Origin of the sequence: Dyadobacter luteus, from assembly GCF_003383615.1 — a bacterium.
Classification (GTDB): domain Bacteria; phylum Bacteroidota; class Bacteroidia; order Cytophagales; family Spirosomataceae; genus Dyadobacter; species Dyadobacter luteus.
In genome coordinates, this window is record NZ_QNUL01000016.1 from 55,980 (window position 1) to 76,915 (window position 20,936).

Sequence of the window (20,936 nt, forward strand, 5' to 3'; positions counted from 1 at the left end):
CTCGCCTTACTTGCTACGCTTTCGCAGATAGTGGGTCAATGTAACAGCAAACAAACTGAATTTATCATTAGGTGTATCACTATAGGATGTCTCTTCCTCGGGATTATCCAGGCTTTGCCCGGATGTTGCATCCAACTTATCTGTCCTGACAAAGTAAAATCTGAAGTCTAATCCCAACTTCAACCTGTTTGTCAGATTGTAATCCAACATCGCCCCGACCGGAATAATTCGTTCATGCGTTCTTTTGATTCCTGCCCGTCCTCTCGGATTTCCCCAACGCAAAAAGAGCTGATTCCGCTTACTCGTTTTGCTGTTGGAAAAGCGGACCAGTTCATTGGTATTCAGATCAAAAGCATTGGCGCTAAAAAACATTACTCCTACGCCCGTATAAACACTTATGTCAAGCAAATCCTCTTTCCTTTTAGAAAATTGCTTTGTAAGATTCCAGCGACCTATAAACTCAACAGCATTGTACTCATTGATAAAGTAAGAATTAAAAAAGGGTACTTTCTCTCCTCCGATTTTCCCTGCCGAATAATCCAGGCCAAGCGTAACACCCCTGGCAATTCTGCCGTGAACTCCTATCCCGTAGGAACCCTTCATATCCTGTTCATTTAGTTCGCCGTAGAACTGCGAAAGCCCTCCACGTACAGAAAGAGAGAAACGAGATGGCTTTGCATCATTATCGGATGGTGCTGATTGATCGACCTGATTAGTGTGAGGCGCGCAACTTGCTCGCGCAACGGTCAGAAAGACCGCCATAGTAAGAATGATGTATTGCATAGTGTGATGAAGTGTGTTTCATAAATATATTAAAATAGACAGAAAAAACAGATAGAAAATCAGGATGATCTTTTTGCTTCTCAACTATAATCTTCCTGTCAACTGCGTTAATCATATTTTACAGTAGTTTTGTATATATTTAATTTTGATCCCATTTGCAATGAGCGTAGTACCATATAAAGATAAAGAAGGCAGTAAAAGAGAGCAGGTTGCGGAGATGTTCGACAATATCTCTCCGAAATATGATCTGCTTAACCATTTACTGAGCGGAGGTGTGGATATATACTGGCGTAAAAGAGCGATTAAGCTGCTACGCAAGCAACAACCTAAAAAGATACTTGATATTGCAAGTGGCACCGGCGACTTTGCCATTGAAGCATTATCCCTAAAGCCTGAAAAAATCATAGGTGTGGATATCTCTGAAGGAATGTTGGCGGTAGGCCGTGAAAAGATCAAAAAGCTTGGCAAACAGGATATCATTACCCTTCAAACCGGAGATTCTGAAAACTTGTCATTTGAGAGCAATTATTTCGACGCGGTGATCGTTTCGTTTGGAGTAAGAAACTTTCAGAATCTGCTTGCCGGGCTGACTGAAATGAACAGGGTAATGAAGCCGCAGGGCAATTGTGTAGTTGTAGAGTTTTCAAAGCCCCGGAGTTTCCCTTTCAAGCAACTTTATAATTTTTATTTTAAATACATATTACCATTAATAGGAAAGACAGTCTCAAAGGACAGTTCAGCCTATACCTATTTGCCGGAATCTGTACAGGCATTTCCTGACAGAGAGGCATTCCTTGATATTTTCAAAAAAGCGGGTTTTATCAATACCAAATGCATACCACTTACCTTCGGGATCTGTACCATTTACATTGGCCAAAAGTAATTTTAGTAATGCTCCTATTGAGCGTTACCGTTCAGGAAGCTGTTTCTCAAGGTCAGGGTTATCGCCGCAAGCACCTGGAGTTCTACGACGACAAACCGATTCATTACGGTATTCTTTTCGCTATGCCTTTCACACGTTATGCAATCAAGCATAATGAACAGTTTATGACAGGAGATACTGCTTATTCAATTAAATCTCCTACGAAGGCTGCATTCCGGATGGGTTTTACAGTAAATGCATTTTTGAATGAGCGATTTGATCTGCGTACGACACCTTCCGTTTCACTGTATGAGCGCGAAGTAAGGTACAGCTATCCTTCAAGTCCTGAGAAAATAGACAAACGTGAGTCAACCTGGATTGAAGTTCCTCTACTGGTGAAATATAAATCACAAAGAAGGGTGAACAACCGTATGTATATGATTGCAGGAATAACCATGGCTATTGAGACAAACGTACGACGTGGCCGCGGAGGTGGCGTGGGAACTCTGGATACAAAGTCGACAGACTTTACACTGGATTACGGCGTCGGGTTCGAGCAGTTTTTCGAGTTTTTCAAGTTCGCACCGGAGTTACGTTTTTCCCATGGATTGGGAAATGTATTTCAACCTTCACAAAATTCTTTGGGCAAAGGTATAGGCAGGTTGTCGACACATACTGTAACGCTGTATTTAAATTTCGAATAAGCACTATTGACAATCAGACAATTATAAAAAAGTTTAAATTTTTTTATACCAAAGTTTGCATAATAAAATAAAGTCATCAATATTTGCACTCCCAAACGACGGGTAAACGAAGAAAACAGAAAGGGAGTTTAGCTCAGTTGGTTCAGAGCATCTGCCTTACAAGCAGAGGGTCGGGGGTTCGAATCCCTCAACTCCCACAACTGAAAGCCCCGTAACTGAAAAGTTACGGGGCTTTTTCATTCACTACTTTCGTAGAAAACGACTTAGTGAATGACGAAAATGAATGCGGCAGTTTTCGACATTAAAATGTTCTTAAATTCACTGCTCTCCACACACTTCTGGTAAGTAACAATCGGAAACTAATCATCTCACACACAGTTAGTTTCTTTCCTAAAACACCCCCTTCACAAACACGTTATAATATTTTATCTACCAAAATGATAAAAAAGGTTACTTAAGGACCTTTGATTTAATAATATTTTGAGATGAAATGTTACATTTACTACGTTTTAACCTAAACAGCACCCATAATGAAGATTGATAAAATCAAAAAACGTGACCGCGAACGGACCAAAGGAAAAATCCTGAAAGCGGTTGGAGAAGTAATTGAGCAATTCGGCACCGACAAAGTTGGTGTAAACCTGATAGCTCGTACAGCTGGTGTCAACAAAGTCCTTATTTACCGCTATTTCGAGAGCGTGGACGGTTTGATGGAGCAATATGTAAAATCAGGCGAATATGCTTCAACAGCAGCTGAAGACTATGCTGAAAGCATCGGAACATTGCCTCCCGAAGAGCGCAACCAAGCGATGACTGACCTGATGGTCACTTTCCTTCGTGATCTCAGAGAGAGGAAGGCGACCAGAGACCTGCTTCGCTGGGAAATCGGTACAGGGAAATCCATTCTGTCAGAAACCAAAAATGTTGTAGCTAATCGTTTACTGGATAAGATCGGCACATTGCCCAACTTTGAGGATACGAGCGGACTGATGGCATTTTTGTCAGCGGGGATCTACTATCTGGTTATGGTAGAAGATTACCGTCCCAAAATGATAGATGTAGACCTCAGCACAGATGATGGCTGGAAAAGAATTGAAAATATTATTGAGCGGATTGTCAGTGACATCGGTAAATAGATATTCGATATAATCAAAATAGCCCTTCTCAGCAATGAGTCGGGCTATTTTGGTATAATGGCTTACACTTCCCTTATATTTGCTCTCACAAACCAAAATTCGCCCCTCAAAGCGAAATCAAAAGGGAATTCTATTCTGTTACTATGAGTGTTTTAAAAAAGCTGGCCAGTGATACCGCATTATACGGCGTTAGTACAATGCTCGGTCGGCTACTCAATTACTTGCTTGTACCACTTCACACGAGCCTCTTTCTTCCTTCTGAACTGGCAGTACAGGTACAGCTCTTTTCATTTGCCGGAATAGCCCTGGTACTGTATACATTCGGAATGGAAACCGCATTTTTCAGGTATGCCACTGCTGAATCAGACAAAAAAAGATATTACAATCTGATTCTATCCGCAGTGATATTTGTGAGTGTTGCGATCTCATCAGTCATATTCACATTTTCTGACTCTATAGCAGCGATTATAGAATATCCTGAAAACGGAAAGCTCGTACGCTGGTTTGCGCTCATCATGGCAACTGACGCCATTGTCTCAATTCCTTTTGCCAGATTACGGCTCGAAAAAAAAGCACTAAAGTTTGTGACGATTCGGGTATCCAATATTCTGATCAATATCGGACTCAACCTTTTCTTCCTCGTCTTGTGCAAAGACATATATCTTGGTAAATACCTGTCCTTCCTGAAACCGGCAGTAGACCTGTTTTATGATCCGGTTCATGCAGTAGATTATATCGTTTTGGCCAATGTGATTGCCAATCTTCTTTTTATCCCTATGCTATGGAGAGAGTTGGCAGATTTCCGGTTTGTGTTCAACCGTGAGCTGTTTAAGCCAGTGTGGGTATACGCTTTCCCGATTATGATCATGAACCTCGCTGCGGTTACCAATATGCTCTTTGACCGGCTCTTTCTGCAGTATTTGCTCCCTGAAAATTTCTATCCCGGGCGTACCACTAAAGATGCCATCGGAATTTACGGACAATGCGTTAAGCTTTCAGTATTTATGAATCTGGCCATTCAGGCATTCAAATACGCTGCCGAGCCTTTCTTCTTTTCAAAGGGAGAAGATAAAAATGCACCACCGGTTTTCGCCCAGATCATGAAATGGTTTATCATCGTTTGTGTCATTATGTGGGTGGGAATATGCCTGAATCTTGACCTGCTCGCTGAGGTATTTCTCAAAAAGAAAATATTTCACGAAGGATTACCCGCAGTTCCATGGCTGTTGAGTGCATTCCTGTTTCTTGGAATTTACTACAATCTGGCCGCCTGGTTCAAGCTTACCAACAAAACCCAATACGGCACTTACCTTACGCTCACTGGTGCAAGCGTAGTAATCGTCCTGAACGTAGTGTTGGTACCTCTGATTGGCTATCTGGGATGTGCCATTGCCTTTGCCACATCCAGCTTTGTAATGATGAGTCTATGTTATTACTATGGCCAGAAATTTTATCCGGTACCCTATGATCTGAATTCCGCCATACGTTATATTCTGGCCGGAGGAGCTGTGATTGTAGCTTCCACCTTTCTGACACTCCCCAACCTATGGATATCCGTTCCGGTTCATATGTTTATACTGCTGCTATTTACAGCCGGCGTATTTATGATGGAACGTAAACATTTACCTTTTTTTCAAAAAAAATAGTCTAACGCCCCATTTCGCGAAGCAGTTTATTGGAGAATAAAAACTCTTTTAGCTCTGCTACATTGGTCTGAGTGATATCACCGCTTTTTCCTTCCCAGAGTTTGTGTCCCTGATACAGGAAGATGATGTTGTCACCAATTTCCAGCACCGAATTCATATCATGCGTGATAATGATTGTGGTAATTCCATACTCTTCCGTAATTTCTTTGATTAGTTCATCAATTTTAACGGATGTCAGCGGATCTAACCCTGAGTTAGGTTCATCGCAAAACAGATACATCGGATTCATGACAATGGCTCTGGCAATGCCCACCCGCTTTTTCATTCCACCGCTGATTTCCGAAGGCATTTTTTTCGCTGCCGCATCCAGTCCTACCCGCTGCAGGCAAAAAGCAACCCTATCCCGCTTTTCACTTTCTGATTGATCTGTAAGCATATCCAATGGAAAACGGACATTTTCCTCAACCGTTTTAGAATCAAACAATGCACCTCCCTGGAAAAGTACGCCCATCTCTCTTCTTATCGACTGCTGTGTATCTTTATCGCTGTTATAAAAATCCCTGCCGTTATATAATACATGACCTGAATCCGGCTTTACCAAACCGATCATACATTTGAGTAAAACACTTTTTCCTGTCCCGCTTCCACCAATGATCAGGTTTGTCTGGCCCTTTTCAAACGAAGATGTAATTCCTTTCAGGACCTCCTTTCCACTGAAGGCTTTCTCTATACCTTTTATTTCAATCATGTTCTTTTAAAATTGTTGTTAGCAGATTTTTTACAGCTAACCTCATTTACAACAGTAACTGTGCAAGCAGGTAATCTGCGATCAGAATGGAAATACAACTATTCGTCACTGCACCTGTACTCGCTTTACCTACCTCCAATGCCCCACCAGACGTGAAATAACCCTGATAAGAAGAAATGGTCGCGATCAGGAAACCGAATACAAATGGCTTTACACACATAAAAAAGATATTATAGGGAACGAACGAATCTCTGATCCCCGCCAGATAATCTTTTTCCGTAATAACACCTGTGAGTGTACCGGCAAGGTACCCGCCAAAAATCCCCAGAAACGCTGCAAAAATCACGAGCATAGGGAATGTAAACATGGCTGCGAGTACTTTCGGAAGCACCAGATAAGAAGAAGAATTGATTCCCATTACTTCGAGCGCATCGATCTGTTCAGTAATACGCATGGTTCCCAGTTCACTGGCGATATTGGAACCTACTTTGCCGGCCAGTACGATACAGGTAATGGTAGGAGCCAGTTCGAGAAGTTGCATATCCCGAACGATAAGAGCCACCGTGGAAACAGGAATGATAGGACTTACAAGATTATACGCAGTTTGAATACAGGAAACAGCACCTATGAAGGTAGAAACGATAGCGACAATGAAAATTGAACTTACGCCAATACCTACACACTCTTCAATAAAACGCCGCCAGTAAACAGATAATTTTTCCCCTTTGCCAAATAACGATCCTAAAAAAATGAAGTATTTACCGATTACAGACATAATATCTTAATTGTATTCAATATTTTCGGGAAAATTAGGCAAAAAAAGAAGTAAAGAGAAAAATGAATCCATTAGTAGTCGTAACCGGAGGGACAAAAGGAATTGGAAGAGCTATCGTTGAGCGATTTCTGAAAGGAAAATGTGATGTAATTACCTGTGCAAGAAACAATAAGGATCTTTCCTCTCTACAACAGGAAATGAATAACCTGTACACTGAATCCCAATTGTTTTATAAAACTGCTGATATGTCGGTTAGGGAGGAAGTCAATGGCTTCGTTGCTTTCATACAATCCATGAACCGACCGGTAATGGTCCTCATTAACAATACAGGAGTATTTATTCCGGGGCAGATTCACAATGAAGAAGAAGGTACACTGGAGAAAATGATTGAAACCAATGTTTACAGTGCCTATCATCTCACGCGTGGAATTATTGGCGGGATGATGGAACAGAAAAAGGGACATGTTTTCAACATATGTTCTACAGCTAGCATTACAGCATATACTAATGGCGGATCTTACTGTATTTCCAAATTCGCGCTCTTAGGTATGACAAAGGTGTTACGGGAAGAAATGAAACCTTACCAGATAAAAGTAACGGCTGTAATTCCAGGCGCAACTTATACAGACAGCTGGCAGGGAACCGATCTTCCTCAGGAGAGATTTATGGACTCGCAAGATGTAGCAGAAAGCATCTGGGCAGCTCATTCACTTTCTCCAAGGTCTGTAATTGAGGAAATCCTGATACGTCCGCAATTAGGAGATTTAGATTGATTTGTAAACAATAAGGCATTTTTGCTAAATTGCGGCATTTTTAAAATTATTTATTAAACCCATATTGATTTCATGGAACAGTACCTCGGTATAGACGTGGGCGGCACCAACGTAAAAATGGGGATCGTTGATGCTACGGACGGAAGAATATCCAATTTTTACAGCCACGATACCGCTAGTTGGCGAAGTTCAGGCCACTTTATTGAAAGACTGGGCGATGCGATCGCATTACAACTGGTTGAATATCCGGAAGTAAAAAAAGTCGGAATAGGTGTTCCTGGCCTTACCAACAGAGCCCGCACAACACTGATTGAGATTACAGCTATTCCTGAAATTGATGGAATTACAATTGTTCCTGATTTAAAGAAACGTTTCCCGAATCATGACTTCTTCCTGGAAAATGACGCAAATGCTGCGGCACTGGGAGAATATTATTTCGGCGAAGATAAACTACCTGAGGATTACATATTTGTAACGCTTGGAACAGGTATCGGCGGAGCTGCTATTATTGATAAAAAGGTGTTCAAAGGTGGCGGCGGAAACGCTATGGAGCCAGGACACGTTCCTTCCAAACATGGAAAAGTATTGGAAAGAAATATTGGTAAAAAGGAATTGCTCGACATGGCAAACGCAATGAGAGCCGCCTACACCGGAACTACACAATTGCCGGCAGACGGAACAATTTCCACAACAGGCCTTGTAGCTGCGGCATCAGCCGGAGACGAACTGGCGAAGGCTATTTTCACAGAAATGGGCTATCTGTTAGGCGAAGGGCTGGTTTCAATGATTCGCATTCTGGACATTACCACTATTCTGATCGGTGGAGGTATCTCTGCATCTTTTGAATTCATCCTGCCAGCTATTACGGAGCGCTTCCAGTATTGGCTTACTCCTTACTACCTCAAAACAATCAATATCAAGAGAGCTACGCTTGCCAATGACGCAGGTCTGCTGGGGGCTGCTTCTCTGTGTTTTGAATAATAAGTTATTGAACGGAGCGCCCTGCTACATGCAACAGGGCGCTTTTTTTATATCTTTACACCCGTAAAATTTTATTGACATACATTATTTCTAATGAAATTATCTGTAATAGTACCCGCTTACAACGAAGAAAAAACCATTCTCACCGTGTTGGAAAAATTAAAATCAGTGGAACTGATAGGTGGGTTTACGATGGAACTTGTGGTTGTAAATGATTGCTCTGCAGATAATACAGAAGGGAAAGTTCGTCAATTTATGACGGAAAATCCGGAAGTAGAAATCACGTATTTCAGGCATGAAGTAAATAAAGGAAAAGGTGCTGCACTGCACACGGGAATACGCCGTGCAAACGGTGATTATATCATCGTACAAGATGCAGATCTTGAATATGATCCTAAAGAGTTCAATGTTCTTCTGAGACCTGTTATCAACGGATACGCTGACGTGGTGTACGGATCGCGCTTTATGGGTGGCCGCCCTCATCGTATTCTTTTCTTTTGGCACACCATCGGAAATAAATTTCTTACTTTCCTGAGCAATATGTTCTGTAATCTTAACCTTACAGACATGGAAACCTGCTACAAACTGTTCCGTGCCGATATGCTCAAAGGTCTTAATCTTAAAGAAAATCGCTTCGGATTCGAGCCAGAGGTTACAGCAAAAATTTCAAAAATCCCTAAGATCAGAATTTACGAAGTAGGTGTTTCCTATTACGGAAGAACCTATGAAGAAGGCAAAAAAATCAACTGGAAAGATGGTTTCAGGGCGATCTATTGCATTTTGCGATACGGGTTGGGGAACTGATCAATAAATCCACTCCTTAATTCATTCAATACCCTGAAATCACAATTGTGGTAATCAGGTGTACTACAACATTCGCTATTGAGCTAATCGCAATCGTTTTAGGACTCTTCGGTAAATGTGTTGTATTTTCTTACCCGATTTTAAAATTTCAACGCTTACCTTTACCTCATAATTATCATCTGCTTACTATACTGATTCGCCTTTATACAATGATAAGACATATACTTCTGCTTTGTCTCATCCTTCTGGCAACCTCCGGCATCCAGAGCTTTGGACAAAAATTCAACCTTGCCAGCTTCGATAAGCTTCCGTCGGATAAACAGCTGTTTCCAAGAGATAAAAACAACGAAGCTGCTATCACTATTTCGGGCCGGCTGGAAAGCCCAGGATTTACACATATTTCTGTAGTTAGATATAGAAATGAAGCAAAAACAGGCTATCAAAAAGCCAGCGCGAGCTATACAAACGGAGTTGCTCAATTCAAGTTTGATACAAAAATTAAATCCGAATTAGCTGAATATGCTTTCGAGATTTATGCCATTAAATCCGCGACTGATTCCTCTCTGATCGTTAAAAGATCCGACATTGTTGCCGGTGATTTCTACATCATATATGGCCAGTCAAATGCCGTAGCATGGGAAGTGGACTATCAGTACAGAAATGAATATTGTCGTTCATTTGGAGCTTCGGGTGGTGAAGGAGGGTTTTTATGGGGATTGTCCAATAGTGTGACTCCACGAGTGGGTATCTTCGGAATAGAATTTCAGCGGTTAGTGGCAGAAAAATATGGCATTCCTACCTGTGTTATCAACGGTGCTGTAGCAGGAGCGTCATTGGCCGACCTCACCGTCCGCAATAATTCGAACCCTACGGATGGTTCCAATCCTTACGGATCCATGCTGAGTTATGCGACTCAATCCGGACTTTTACCTTACACGCGAGCCATTTATTACTGGCAGGGAGAAAACGAAGCTGCGTCCCCGGATCCGTTGTCATGGGCACCCCGATTTCCCGCACTGGTAAATCAGTTACAGCAAGATTACCCCTCTGTTGAAAAAATATACGTTTTCCAATTGCCTCTTTTTGGAGGTGGGGCTTATGACGATCGGATTGGTGTTTTCAGAGAATCACAACGTACGCTTGACAGAACTCTACCCATTGTACAGCCTTATGCAGCACTTGGTGCTCCTGGCTGGAACGGATTTCATTATGGGTTGGATGGATATCTCAAATTAGGTCAGGAAATGGCTGACATGGCGGGTTATTTTCACTATGGTAAAAAAGAAAAAATGACCTCGCCAAGTCTGCAAAAGGCATTTTATTCAAATCCTCAGTCTAGTGAAATCACGATGGTATTTGAAGATTACCAGGAAATGGTATATCCTAATGACACTATTACAGTCAATATAGAAGGAAGCCAGGAACCCTATTCGAACTATTCGGTTAAAGATTTTTTCTTTCTCAATGGAGAGTGGCAAAAATTGAAATCCGGAAGAGCGGAAGCAAACAAGATCATCGTTGATTTGAAAAATGTTGGAAATGATACGACCATAAAATATCTGCCATCCAAGTATCACTTTGCTGGTTTGTTATCAGCTCCCTGGGTATATATTGGACCATTTTTGAGGAATACAAAAGGTTTCCGGGCGTTTGCTTTTCACCACAACAAAATTCATCCGTATACTGATCTGGGGGCACTGACTTTAAACGCTTCAGAGGACAAAAGCAATATCGTACTCAAATGGAATACCCTCCCATCAGCCACAAGTTATATGCTGGAACGTGTTTCGGGCATCGGCGCCCTTCGCGCTCACGAGGTAATTCATCTCAAAGCCGGGCAAACGGAGTATAGCGATCCGAGTGCTAAACAAGGCGTTGAATATACGTATTCAATCAGAGGTATTTCAGCTACTTCCGAGTCAAAAATTATATCAACAACCATTGTGAAGCAAAATGAAGATACACCTACTCCTGTAGCTACCAGCTTATCCGTTTTCCCCAATCCGGCGATTCAGGAAAATGTCAATATCGTTTCCAGTACATATAAAATTCTCAGAGTTGATATCTTTACTACTTCAGGACAGAAGGTCAAAACAGAAGAGTATTCCGGGCAAGACTGGGTATCTATCCCAACCACAGGTATGAGCGCAGGACAGTACATTTTTAAGGTAATGACTGAACAAGGCTTCACATCTCACAAAATTCTGGTACAATAAGAATCCTCAGGGATCCATTTAATACATAGTTCCGAAGCTATCAACGTTGCGGAGCTATGTATTTTTCATAATATGAATTAGTATCTCCACTGTATTGATCAGCACCTTTTTGAGACCACTTCATCTGAAGAACTTCGTACACATTATTATACCGATCATAAGGAATCGGCTCGAAACCATGTTTGTTTAATACAGTCCCGGCAATAATGGGATTATGAACAGCAGCTCTGAAAACTCTCTCTAGACATATTATTGACGAAGAAAACAGCAAAATAATCAGAGCCATCATGACTGGCTTCTTCCTGACCATTAAAAAAAAATCGTACCCGGAGCTTATACTTAACGGGTATAATAAATACATACCGATCAGAAGTAGCAGTGGCATCGCACCACGAAATAAAAGGTCATTCACCTCCCCCATTCTATAAAGCGGCAAAGTAACTATAAGAACGAATATAAAATAAGCAGGTATACTGTCAAAACCGGGCAGCTTCGCCCTCTTATACAGGGAGTATAGGCTAAAAAAAATAATTACATTCAAGCCTATATTTACCACATATTCAACGATAAAATTGCTCGTAGCATCACGAAACGTCCATACAAAACCAGACAGTGGGGACGCCTTGTGTGATAGGAAAAAGATTAGGACAGGCGCGCATACTAAAAATGGAAGCAGACTTTTATTAACTATCCGACTCCACTTCTGTTCTCCCGGAAATAAAATCCAACTCCTGAATACCAATCCCCCGACTAAGAGTCCACTTATAAATGTAGGAAATACTGCCCACCAAAAAGATAACGCTACAGGCAATACCAATAAATCAAGTTGCTGACGCTTTTTTAATGCATACCCCATCATACCGCCGATCAACAGAGTAGGGATAATTTGGTTCGGAACCCATAGTAGATTTTCGAAGTTAGACCAGATCTCAATACCAAAATCTTCGAATGAATATAGGTTTACAGAAAAAAGAGAAAATAGTGCCTTGAGCAAGCGGGGAAAATCTCCTATACATAATACGACCCAAACCAGGATAAGCTTTTTGTTCAAAACAAGATATAGCCAGCAAACTCCTAACAGCAATCCAATCCATGTCCATATAAAAATTACTATTTCACTGATCTCGCCAGTCATTTTAAAAACAAAGCCAGGAACAACGTAATATCCGAAATAGTAAGAAATTACAGCCTCATCAAATCGAAGTGGCCAATCGTACGACATAAGCTCATAGAATTTGACATTGTGAGCCCAGTAATCAACATTCTGGAATGCCAGTCCACAAATACCGGAAACCAGTGTGAGGAAAAGTGAGAATACAATAATGGAAACAAGGTGCCCGGCATTTAGCACAATCTCTAAACTATAATCCTTTCCCAAACTGTCTTTTAAGATCAGATAGCTCAATGTTACTGTTCCGAGAATAGCTATTGGTATATTTACCCAGTAGAAATAGAACAGAAAATTGGGAAGCGCTAAATAGATAATACTAATATTTCTCAGAAACTTTTCAGTCATTTTACAAGCCATAACGGCCAAAGCCGCTACATGATGGGTTACAAGTTAATTCTTAAAAATTTTTCTATTGACCATCTTACCATTTCCGGTTTTCACGGTTAATATGTAAATCCCTTTCGGCCATATTTTCATATCTATTTCTAAATATCTCTGATACACAGCTACCTCTGAAAACATCCTTTTGCCTGTAAGGCTGTAAACTTCTACCGTATTGCTACGACTTTGTTCAAAATCAATACTAAGAAAATCCTCTACAGGATTAGGATAAGCATTTACAAACAATTTTTCAATCAAATCTTCATCTCCAAGAATTACACCATGGTCGATACTTACATTCTCAAATGAAAATGCTCCAACTCCCCTTTTATTTTTCAAATAAGGGCCATTAAACACCCCAATCTTTAGTTTTGTAGGATCAGGTAAATTTTTGATAAAGTAAGAGGGGAGATAACTTATTTTTTTAGCATCAAACGGTTCTTTAAGAGTCAAGATTACACGATTACTATCCACTCTTCCAGCCGAGAAATGTTTCTTTGTTTCATCTCCATCCAGATAGAAAAGATCTTTCAGACTTATGGTCAGAGGCTGACCATCTTCTCCCCTGATGGTTGTGTCATTTGCCCATTTCAACATTTGTCCCTCATCAAAGGTTAGTACAATTTCATTTTTAAGATTCGATGTATATTGTACCTTCCTTATATCAGCACTTCTGACATTATCTGAGTCGCCCGATTTATAAACCTTGGGACGTAAAAATTGAAATAGTCTTTGCCCTAACTCTTCATATCCAGGCCTGGAATAATGCATTCCATCATACCCTGCAATCCCAATCGGACTAAAATGGTCCGTTTTGGCGTACAAATATTTCGTCCTCCGTAGAAAATCACGAATAGATCCTGATATGGGGACACTATTCTCATGATTCAATAGTATCAGATTTGTTTGCAATACTATGAATTGATCCACCTCAGGATAATCTCTGACCCACTTCTTGTAGAGCTGATCGTACTGCTCCGGATACGTTTTGATATATTCTAAGGCCTCTTGTTCACCATGCACCCAGAAAAAAGCCCTTATTCTGGTAGGTTTGGCCTTCCTTACCCGGGTTAGAAGAGACCCGTATAAAGAATTTACATTGATTGGATTAGTGTCACTATCAATCAAAAATTCACTAATCTTTTTGCCTGGTAAAGATCCATTGATCACACATGTCGGAATCCCCTCCTCCTCTAATATCTGTTTTTGAAGCTCCAATCCCCAGGCACCTACATATGTCCATGACCATGCAGCAGGAATCCATAAGGTATCAGCAGGCGTTATAGCAGGACTTTCATCCGGAATCCGCGCAATAGTCCTTGCATACTTGCTCGACCAATTTCCAAAAATAGTTGCTGATGCATTTGATTGCCCACTAATGACATAAAAATCACCCGCTACAACATCGTTCCTCTTTATTAAGGAGATTGAATCAGTGGCTTTACATGCAAAAACTTCAAAACTATAATCAGCCATTTCAGCCTTTATGGTTGGCTTCATCTCAAATGTTGTTGAAGTTCTTCCCTGATAATTCAGCAACGATTTATGATAGCCAACCTTCTCTCCGTTTCTGTAAGTAATCACTGACATGTGACTCCAACCCGGTATTTCGATAATTCCGGAAATAGGAACCTCAGCCATATTATTGTCATCCCGGGCATACAATTGCATATCGGTCGGTAACTGATTAAAATAAACAGAATATACACGTTGCCCGTATATTTCTGTTAAAGAACAGATTATGAGAAGAACAAATAATCCGACAGAACTTTTGAATATATAACTCATCCCATCCGCGAAGATTTAGGTGATTAATATATTCAAAATTATATTAATTAGTTCACACTTTGCCTTACAAAAACATTCTAATTCTCTCTTTCCGCCAAAGCCCACTCTTCATCGAACATAGCTAAAAACCACAATACCATAATCATAGGAAGTGAATATTTGTCCCAGGATAATTGAGCTTTTCCGAGTAATAAAAGATTAAACAGAACTACAAAACTTGCGAAATTAAGATTCGGGGAAAAGAAACGCATCAACGTGATCAGCATCAGGATCCCAAAAACACATTGTTTTAAAATCCCCGAAATCCCTATCGTCATCAGCAATTGATCTACGTATCCCAGATACGGCCAGGTGAAATATGGATTATAAGCCTGTTTCGCAGGAAATAGAAAGATAATCGCAACAATGACTGCAATACCACCGAGAAAAAAAACAGTATGTTTACGAGGATAATCTAAAAAATACTTCCACTTTTTGGTAAACAAAACTTCCGGGATAACATAATAAACGGCTAATACAGCGCAGGAATAAAGTACAAATCCAAAATTGTAATGAACAATTTTGTCTGAATCATAGTGCTGATCGGCCATGACGCTGGCCGGGGCCGGACCGTTCCATAATATTACCCACGGAACAATACTCAGCACTGCAATTACATACCACATCCATACCCTTTTGGTAAGAGCATATGTGACAAGCTGTTGTATACCCTGGCTCTTTCTAAGTAATATCCACAATTCATAACAAACGACCGCTGCCGGGAATGCAAGCATGTACTGCCGGCACGCTACTGCTGCTATAAAAAATACCACCGACCAGATATGTTTCCCTTTTATATATAGAGCAGTTCCTGCAAGTGCAGTCGCCATCGCAAATATGTCGGTGTAATAATAGGCACTGCACAAATAGTAGTTAGGAAAAAGCAGCAATCCCGCAAGGCACAAGAAAAACCTTTTGGACCGATCAGGAGCAGACCAAATAAATGTCATTAATAGCAAAAAACTAACCCCATAGGTTAGCAACCTTAGGTATTGAATATCTTCACCAAATAGCTTTACCACCCATCCACCAAGAATAAATGGAATAGGCGTATTCAGTTCGTTGTAACTTCTGAGAAGATCCAGGGATGGTATCGGCTCTTCGCTGAACGTAACTGCAGCAGGGAGATAGTGATTTTCATCCTGATACAATGGTCCGGTAAATCTGTCCTTCAGAAAAAAAACAACAACAAAAAGGATAAAAATAAAAATGGATGTGAATAGCTTACGAGACGGCATATTGATGCTTACATTAAATAAAATTGACCTCTGTCGACAGAGACACTCCGAATTTATCAGCTACGGAAGCTTTTATCTTTTCTGACAGTGCCTTAATATCTTCTCCTCTCCCCCCTCCGTAATTGACAAGTACCAGCGCCTGTCTTTCATGAACACCTATCTGCCCATCCCGAAAACCTTTCCAGCCTGCCTGCTCAATTAACCAGCCTGCCGGAACTTTGACCTTTCCTGGCTCGGTAGGATAACCGGGCAGGGTTGAAAACTTCAACTTCAACTGATTGAAATGAGACTGCTCTATCTCCGGATTTTTAAAGAAACTACCAGCATTTCCTATCACGGCAGGATCCGGTAATTTACTTTGTCTGATTTGTATAACTGCCTGACTTACCGCCTGGATAGACAAATCTGCAACACCCATATCGGCTAATGTCTTACGAATATCCCCATATTCAACATGAAACTCAGGCGTTTTATTAAGTCTGATCAGAATCCCTGTAATAATGTAGTGGTCCTTAAGTTCCTTCTTAAAAATGCTTTCCCTGTACCCAAACTGGCATTCTTCATTTGTAAATATCCTTAACTCACCCGTTTTCAGAGAAACAGCCCTTACCTCTACAATCACGTCTTTCACTTCCACACCATATGCCCCAATATTCTGCATGGGGGCAGCTCCTGCAGTACCGGGGATCAGCGAGAGATTCTCAATTCCTGCATAACCATTCGCTACACAATGCATAACAAGGTCATGCCAGACTTCCCCTCCACCAACACTCAGCCATATGTACTGTTCATCCTCCTTCACCACTTCAATGCCTTTGATAACAGGATGAATGACCAACGCATCAATATTTTGCGTAAACAAAACATTACTTCCTCCGCCAAGGACAAATCTGGGAATTTCCTTATATAAAGGATTCGCTAACAGTTTTTGTAGATCTTCTTCGGATTCCGCTTCCGCAAAATATCTGGCTTCAGCATCTAACCCGAATGTATTGAGGGGAAGGAGTGAAACGTGCTCTTTTATTTCCATGTACAATTCTTAAAACTCCTGTAAAGTTAGCTATTACATTCAAATTAGCGCTGAATTGGTGATTCTTCCAATTTTGGTTAAGTTTGTGCGCTCATTTCGAACTATTAACACATGTTTTTGAAGAACAAATTTCTTTTTTCAATTCTGATTCCGGCGCTGTTCAGCCTTGCCGGTTGCAGCAAAAAGAACATTGCAGGTTCATCATCTTTTGTATATGGTGACGATCTGGCAAAGGTTCGTCCCCGTTTCGAGTATACCGAACCGAAGGAGCAAATCAGTGAAGAGAAAAAGCCGGAGCCCGTTACGTCACCAACAACTTCCAGCGAGAAGCCTCTTCATGTTAATAAAAAACTGGATTCTGCATTAGATTCCCTTTCTAAGCAAAATAAGGCTATTAAGTACATCAATGGCTATCGTATTCAGATATATGTTGGGAATGTAAGGCAGGAGGCTGACGCCGCGAAGTCGTATGTTTACCAGGTTCTTCCGGATTTAACGCCTTATGTTTCCTATTCCCAACCGACCTACAGAGTTAAGGCCGGAGACTTCATTTATAGAAGTGATGCGGAGCAATACCTGGAGACGATAAAAGCTCAGTATTCATCTGCAGTAATACTCTCGGACAGGGTAGAAATTAAAAAGAGCCTGATGGTTAATTCAGGAGTTATTGAATAAGTTATTTACTCTTAAATTTTATATTTTTTATACATCACACAAATGAAAAAAGCACTCATTACGGGTATTACCGGTCAGGATGGAGCTTATCTTGCTGAACTTCTTTTGAGTAAAGGATATGAGGTTCATGGTATCAAGAGAAGAAGCTCTCTTTTTAATACCCAAAGAATTGACCATATCTATGAAGACCCGCATGAAAAAAACGTCCGGTTTCATTTACATTATGGAGATCTGAGTGACTCAACCAATATTATCAGAATTATTCAGGAAGTACAGCCTGATGAGATCTATAATCTGGGTGCCATGTCTCACGTTCAGGTGAGCTTTGAAGAGCCGGAGTATACAGCTAATGTGGATGGTATAGGTACGCTACGTATCCTTGAAGCTGTTCGTCTTCTGGGTCTTACACAAAAAACAAAAATCTATCAGGCTTCAACATCTGAGTTGTATGGCTTGGTTCAGCAGGTTCCTCAGTCGGAAACGACTCCATTCTACCCACGTTCACCTTACGCAGTTGCCAAATTATACGGTTACTGGATCACGGTAAACTATCGGGAGGCATATAACATGTTTGCTGTAAACGGAATTCTTTTCAATCATGAATCACCGCTACGTGGTGAAACCTTCGTTACACGTAAAATTAGCCGTGCGGTAGCCAGAATTGCTCTGGGTCTTCAGGATAAGGTATACCTGGGGAATCTGGATGCACAGCGTGACTGGGGCCATGCCAAAGACTTTGTGGAAGCGATGTGGCTTATTCTACAGCAGGAGACCGCCGAAGATTTCGTAATCGCTACCGGTATTACTACAAGAATCCGTGATTTCGTTCGCATGGCATTTGCTGAAGTAGGTGTAGAGCTGGAATTCTCAGGTGAAGGCGCTCAGGAAATCGCCAAGGTAACCAAATGCAATAATCCTGAATTCCAGATTGAAATCGGAAGAGAAGTAGTTGCGGTTGACCCTCGTTATTTCCGCCCTACAGAAGTTGAATTGCTGATCGGCGATCCTACCAAATCCATGACAAAACTAGGCTGGAAACCTAAATATGACCTGAAAGCGCTGGTGAATGATATGGTGGCAGCAGACGTTGCTCTCTTCAAAAAAGATCGCTTATTGGAAAGCAGCGGACACCGTGTTCCGAACTACTACGAATAAGATATCCATCAATATAAAACAAAGCCCTTGTATGAAAATCATACAAGGGCTTTGTTTTATATAATCATTCGCTTGTTACAAAACAGCCTTATTAGTGTATTTCGGGATCTTTTGACCAATCTTAATCAATGTTTCAGGATTCTGATAACCAATCACCTCTTTTACCATTTTACCATCCGGATTGATAAAGAACAATGTTGGATAACCCTGAAGAGGGTATTTTTCTGCCAGCATCGGTCCTTCACCACTCTCCATGTCAAACTTCACATTAATAAAGTTTTTATTGAAAACCTGCGCAACATCAGCTCGTGTAAAAACATTTTTTTGCAATAACTTACAAGGCCCGCACCAGGTTGTATAAGCATCAAAAAAGATAACCTTGTTTTCGGCCTTCGCCTTTTTCAGTATCTCAGCCCATGTACCTTTGGTAAATACAATCCCTTTTTCTGCCGTTTTAGATTCTTTCTTTGTTCCATCGCCTGCGAAGGCAACGGAAACTGTCAACATCAACGCAAAAGTGAACATCAACTGTCTATAAATTCTCATTTTTTCGTGCTTTATTGATTTAAACAATGGTATAACGAAAATACTACTTTGTTTTATTTTACCATACATAACTATAAACCAATCATTTCGGTTCAGTCAGCAGAAACACACCCTGTATGCCATCTCCGTCAAAAGATTGAGTACCTTTGCACCCAAATTAACTAGAAATATTATGAAAATTCAGGAAGCCAAATATGTAATGAGCAATTCGGATTATGAGAAATGCCCTGCACCTGTAAAACCTGAATATGCTTTTATAGGACGCTCCAATGTAGGTAAATCTTCACTTATCAACATGCTGGTTGAGAAAAAATCCCTTGCCAAAACATCTCAGCAACCTGGTAAAACTCAGCTGATTAATCACTTTGAGATTAACAATACATGGTATCTGGTCGATTTGCCGGGCTATGGTTACGCGAAAGTCAGCAAAACAGAACGGGAAAAATGGGAAAAGATGATTTCAGATTATCTTCACAACAGGGAAAATCTGGTTTGCACATTTATTCTTGTAGATATAAGACATAGCGCCCTGGCAGTAGACCTGGATTTCATGGCAGGACTAGGGGAAGCCGGTATCCCTTTCCATATTATTTTTACCAAAGCTGACAAACTTAAAGCGTACCAGGTAGCCAACCAGGTGGAGGCTTATACCCAGAAACTAGCCGAGCTATGGGAAGAAATACCTGCTTTTTATGTCACCTCAGCAGAAAAGCATGAAGGAAGAGAGCCTATTCTGAAAACAATAGAAAGTTATAATGAAACGTTTTCCCAAAACAGGTAAGTACAGAGTTGTTTAAGGTAGAATCTTTCTGTTATTTTGCGCAGAAATTGACCTTGTCTGCAACTGGTCTCAACCATTTAAGTGGCAAGAAAATCTAAATAAAAACTAATAGCACAGAAAGAAATGAGTGATACATCAGAAACAAATGGAATGGAGTTGCTGAAAGAAATAGCGAATGTTTCGGGTAAAGGCGGACTTTTCCGTATCCTGAAGCCTAGCCGTGCAGGTGTGATCGTAGAGAGCCTGGATGAAAAACACGAGAAAACATTGATTGGCCCCAATGCCCGTGTCTCTGTACTTAAAGATGTTTCTATATTCACTGATGGTGCAGAGGAATCTGTCGCTCTTTCTGAAGTTTTCCTGAAAATCAGAGAAATTCACGGACAAGAAATCACTGTGGACGTTAAAGCTTCATCAGACAAGGATCTGATCGAATTTTTAAACAAGGTTCTTCCTGAGTTTGATCGTTCTAAAGTTTACATTTCTGACATCAAAAAAATCATTTCCTGGTACAACCTGCTTTCTAAGTATGTACCTGAACTGTTTGCTTCTGAAGCTGCTGCTGTAGAAGAAGAGGCACCGGTTGCAGAGGAAGCAGCACCTGCTCCAAAAGCAAAAAAAGAAAAAGCAAAAGCCTGATCAAGCCGAGCTGACATCATGATATAGCAAGAGCCCTGTCTAAGCGACGGGGTTTTTGTATTAAT

20 protein-coding genes and 1 tRNA gene are annotated in these 20,936 nt (G+C 40.8%); 13 read left to right on the forward strand and 8 right to left on the reverse strand.

What is annotated here, in order from left to right:
* Positions 1–6: 6 nt before the first annotated feature.
* The gene (locus tag DSL64_RS18265) at positions 7–783 is read right to left on the reverse strand and encodes a hypothetical protein (RefSeq protein ID WP_115832365.1); all 777 of its coding nucleotides are present in this window, start codon (positions 781–783) and stop codon (positions 7–9) included.
* A 160-nt stretch (positions 784–943) separates the two neighbouring features.
* Here DSL64_RS18265 and ubiE point away from each other — a divergent pair, with 160 nt between their 5' ends.
* The 5 genes from ubiE (at position 944) to DSL64_RS18290 (ending at position 5,131) form a co-directional block, all read left to right on the forward strand.
* Positions 944–1,666 carry a bifunctional demethylmenaquinone methyltransferase/2-methoxy-6-polyprenyl-1,4-benzoquinol methylase UbiE gene (ubiE, locus tag DSL64_RS18270; RefSeq protein ID WP_115832366.1) on the forward strand — a complete coding sequence of 241 codons (723 nt, stop codon included), beginning with the start codon at positions 944–946 and terminating at the stop codon, positions 1,664–1,666.
* Positions 1,667–1,674: 8 nt separating this feature from the next.
* Positions 1,675–2,349, forward strand: coding sequence for a type IX secretion/gliding motility protein PorT/SprT (gene porT, locus DSL64_RS18275; RefSeq protein WP_229217137.1), 675 nt, complete (start codon positions 1,675–1,677; stop codon positions 2,347–2,349).
* Between the two features lie 122 nt (positions 2,350–2,471).
* Positions 2,472–2,546 (forward strand) — tRNA-Val (locus tag DSL64_RS18280).
* Between the two features lie 333 nt (positions 2,547–2,879).
* Positions 2,880–3,485: a TetR/AcrR family transcriptional regulator gene (locus DSL64_RS18285; protein WP_115832368.1), complete on the forward strand. Its 606-nt coding sequence runs from the start codon at positions 2,880–2,882 to the stop codon at positions 3,483–3,485.
* 143 nt (positions 3,486–3,628) lie between these two features.
* A complete protein-coding gene (locus DSL64_RS18290; RefSeq protein WP_115832369.1) occupies positions 3,629–5,131 on the forward strand; it encodes a lipopolysaccharide biosynthesis protein in 1,503 nt (500 codons plus the stop codon).
* 1 nt (position 5,132) lies between these two features.
* Here DSL64_RS18290 and DSL64_RS18295 read toward each other — a convergent pair whose 3' ends face one another.
* Positions 5,133–5,879 carry an ABC transporter ATP-binding protein gene (locus DSL64_RS18295; protein WP_115832370.1) on the reverse strand — a complete coding sequence of 249 codons (747 nt, stop codon included), beginning with the start codon at positions 5,877–5,879 and terminating at the stop codon, positions 5,133–5,135.
* 46 nt (positions 5,880–5,925) lie between these two features.
* On the reverse strand, positions 5,926–6,654 hold the full coding sequence (locus tag DSL64_RS18300) for an MlaE family ABC transporter permease (RefSeq protein WP_115832371.1): 729 nt from the start codon (positions 6,652–6,654) through the stop codon (positions 5,926–5,928).
* 62 nt (positions 6,655–6,716) lie between these two features.
* Between DSL64_RS18300 and DSL64_RS18305 the strand changes: the two genes are divergently transcribed.
* The 4 genes from DSL64_RS18305 (at position 6,717) to DSL64_RS18320 (ending at position 11,428) form a co-directional block, all read left to right on the forward strand.
* Complete coding sequence (locus DSL64_RS18305; protein WP_115832372.1) at positions 6,717–7,427, forward strand: SDR family oxidoreductase; 711 nt, start codon at positions 6,717–6,719, stop codon at positions 7,425–7,427.
* Between the two features lie 72 nt (positions 7,428–7,499).
* Positions 7,500–8,408 carry an ROK family protein gene (locus tag DSL64_RS18310; RefSeq protein ID WP_115832373.1) on the forward strand — a complete coding sequence of 303 codons (909 nt, stop codon included), beginning with the start codon at positions 7,500–7,502 and terminating at the stop codon, positions 8,406–8,408.
* A 93-nt stretch (positions 8,409–8,501) separates the two neighbouring features.
* On the forward strand, positions 8,502–9,212 hold the full coding sequence (locus DSL64_RS18315; protein ID WP_115832374.1) for a glycosyltransferase family 2 protein: 711 nt from the start codon (positions 8,502–8,504) through the stop codon (positions 9,210–9,212).
* 209 nt (positions 9,213–9,421) lie between these two features.
* Positions 9,422–11,428 (forward strand): T9SS type A sorting domain-containing protein, encoded by a 2,007-nt coding sequence (locus tag DSL64_RS18320; protein WP_115832375.1) that lies wholly within the window; start codon positions 9,422–9,424, stop codon positions 11,426–11,428.
* A 40-nt stretch (positions 11,429–11,468) separates the two neighbouring features.
* Here the strand turns inward: DSL64_RS18320 and DSL64_RS18325 are convergent, their stop codons facing one another.
* The 4 genes from DSL64_RS18325 to murB all read right to left on the reverse strand — a co-directional run bounded on the left by DSL64_RS18325 (position 11,469) and on the right by murB (position 17,075).
* Positions 11,469–12,944: a hypothetical protein gene (locus tag DSL64_RS18325; RefSeq protein ID WP_147300384.1), complete on the reverse strand. Its 1,476-nt coding sequence runs from the start codon at positions 12,942–12,944 to the stop codon at positions 11,469–11,471.
* A gap of 45 nt (positions 12,945–12,989) precedes the next feature.
* Positions 12,990–14,651: a T9SS type A sorting domain-containing protein gene (locus DSL64_RS18330; RefSeq protein ID WP_229217138.1), complete on the reverse strand. Its 1,662-nt coding sequence runs from the start codon at positions 14,649–14,651 to the stop codon at positions 12,990–12,992.
* A gap of 194 nt (positions 14,652–14,845) precedes the next feature.
* Positions 14,846–16,045 carry a hypothetical protein gene (locus tag DSL64_RS18335; protein WP_115832378.1) on the reverse strand — a complete coding sequence of 400 codons (1,200 nt, stop codon included), beginning with the start codon at positions 16,043–16,045 and terminating at the stop codon, positions 14,846–14,848.
* A gap of 13 nt (positions 16,046–16,058) precedes the next feature.
* Positions 16,059–17,075, reverse strand: coding sequence for a UDP-N-acetylmuramate dehydrogenase (murB, locus tag DSL64_RS18340; protein ID WP_115832379.1), 1,017 nt, complete (start codon positions 17,073–17,075; stop codon positions 16,059–16,061).
* Positions 17,076–17,186: 111 nt separating this feature from the next.
* On the opposite strand from murB, the gene DSL64_RS18345 reads away from it, so the two are divergent.
* Together DSL64_RS18345 and gmd are read left to right on the forward strand one after the other, a co-directional pair.
* On the forward strand, positions 17,187–17,750 hold the full coding sequence (locus DSL64_RS18345) for an SPOR domain-containing protein (protein ID WP_115832380.1): 564 nt from the start codon (positions 17,187–17,189) through the stop codon (positions 17,748–17,750).
* A gap of 42 nt (positions 17,751–17,792) precedes the next feature.
* Positions 17,793–18,905 carry a GDP-mannose 4,6-dehydratase gene (gene gmd, locus DSL64_RS18350; protein ID WP_115832381.1) on the forward strand — a complete coding sequence of 371 codons (1,113 nt, stop codon included), beginning with the start codon at positions 17,793–17,795 and terminating at the stop codon, positions 18,903–18,905.
* Between the two features lie 75 nt (positions 18,906–18,980).
* Here the strand turns inward: gmd and DSL64_RS18355 are convergent, their stop codons facing one another.
* Positions 18,981–19,451 (reverse strand): thioredoxin family protein, encoded by a 471-nt coding sequence (locus DSL64_RS18355; protein WP_229217139.1) that lies wholly within the window; start codon positions 19,449–19,451, stop codon positions 18,981–18,983.
* A gap of 172 nt (positions 19,452–19,623) precedes the next feature.
* On the opposite strand from DSL64_RS18355, the gene yihA reads away from it, so the two are divergent.
* A complete protein-coding gene (gene yihA, locus DSL64_RS18360) occupies positions 19,624–20,232 on the forward strand; it encodes a ribosome biogenesis GTP-binding protein YihA/YsxC (protein WP_115832382.1) in 609 nt (202 codons plus the stop codon).
* Positions 20,233–20,355: 123 nt separating this feature from the next.
* Positions 20,356–20,871: a DUF5606 family protein gene (locus DSL64_RS18365; RefSeq protein WP_115832383.1), complete on the forward strand. Its 516-nt coding sequence runs from the start codon at positions 20,356–20,358 to the stop codon at positions 20,869–20,871.
* Positions 20,872–20,936: the final 65 nt, after the last annotated feature.

What these genes read in the sequence shown, in the direction of transcription:
- DSL64_RS18265 (WP_115832365.1), bottom strand. Translation starts at nt 783, where the DNA reads ATGCAATACATCATTCTTACTATGGCGGTCTTTCTGACCGTTGCGCGA.
- ubiE (WP_115832366.1), top strand. Translation starts at nt 944, where the DNA reads ATGAGCGTAGTACCATATAAAGATAAAGAAGGCAGTAAAAGAGAGCAG.
- porT (WP_229217137.1), top strand. Translation starts at nt 1,675, where the DNA reads ATGCTCCTATTGAGCGTTACCGTTCAGGAAGCTGTTTCTCAAGGTCAG.
- DSL64_RS18285 (WP_115832368.1), top strand. Translation starts at nt 2,880, where the DNA reads ATGAAGATTGATAAAATCAAAAAACGTGACCGCGAACGGACCAAAGGA.
- DSL64_RS18290 (WP_115832369.1), top strand. Translation starts at nt 3,629, where the DNA reads ATGAGTGTTTTAAAAAAGCTGGCCAGTGATACCGCATTATACGGCGTT.
- DSL64_RS18295 (WP_115832370.1), bottom strand. Translation starts at nt 5,879, where the DNA reads ATGATTGAAATAAAAGGTATAGAGAAAGCCTTCAGTGGAAAGGAGGTC.
- DSL64_RS18300 (WP_115832371.1), bottom strand. Translation starts at nt 6,654, where the DNA reads ATGTCTGTAATCGGTAAATACTTCATTTTTTTAGGATCGTTATTTGGC.
- DSL64_RS18305 (WP_115832372.1), top strand. Translation starts at nt 6,717, where the DNA reads ATGAATCCATTAGTAGTCGTAACCGGAGGGACAAAAGGAATTGGAAGA.
- DSL64_RS18310 (WP_115832373.1), top strand. Translation starts at nt 7,500, where the DNA reads ATGGAACAGTACCTCGGTATAGACGTGGGCGGCACCAACGTAAAAATG.
- DSL64_RS18315 (WP_115832374.1), top strand. Translation starts at nt 8,502, where the DNA reads ATGAAATTATCTGTAATAGTACCCGCTTACAACGAAGAAAAAACCATT.
- DSL64_RS18320 (WP_115832375.1), top strand. Translation starts at nt 9,422, where the DNA reads ATGATAAGACATATACTTCTGCTTTGTCTCATCCTTCTGGCAACCTCC.
- DSL64_RS18325 (WP_147300384.1), bottom strand. Translation starts at nt 12,944, where the DNA reads ATGACTGAAAAGTTTCTGAGAAATATTAGTATTATCTATTTAGCGCTT.
- DSL64_RS18330 (WP_229217138.1), bottom strand. Translation starts at nt 14,651, where the DNA reads ATGCAATTGTATGCCCGGGATGACAATAATATGGCTGAGGTTCCTATT.
- DSL64_RS18335 (WP_115832378.1), bottom strand. Translation starts at nt 16,045, where the DNA reads ATGCCGTCTCGTAAGCTATTCACATCCATTTTTATTTTTATCCTTTTT.
- murB (WP_115832379.1), bottom strand. Translation starts at nt 17,075, where the DNA reads ATGGAAATAAAAGAGCACGTTTCACTCCTTCCCCTCAATACATTCGGG.
- DSL64_RS18345 (WP_115832380.1), top strand. Translation starts at nt 17,187, where the DNA reads ATGTTTTTGAAGAACAAATTTCTTTTTTCAATTCTGATTCCGGCGCTG.
- gmd (WP_115832381.1), top strand. Translation starts at nt 17,793, where the DNA reads ATGAAAAAAGCACTCATTACGGGTATTACCGGTCAGGATGGAGCTTAT.
- DSL64_RS18355 (WP_229217139.1), bottom strand. Translation starts at nt 19,451, where the DNA reads ATGAGAATTTATAGACAGTTGATGTTCACTTTTGCGTTGATGTTGACA.
- yihA (WP_115832382.1), top strand. Translation starts at nt 19,624, where the DNA reads ATGAAAATTCAGGAAGCCAAATATGTAATGAGCAATTCGGATTATGAG.
- DSL64_RS18365 (WP_115832383.1), top strand. Translation starts at nt 20,356, where the DNA reads ATGAGTGATACATCAGAAACAAATGGAATGGAGTTGCTGAAAGAAATA.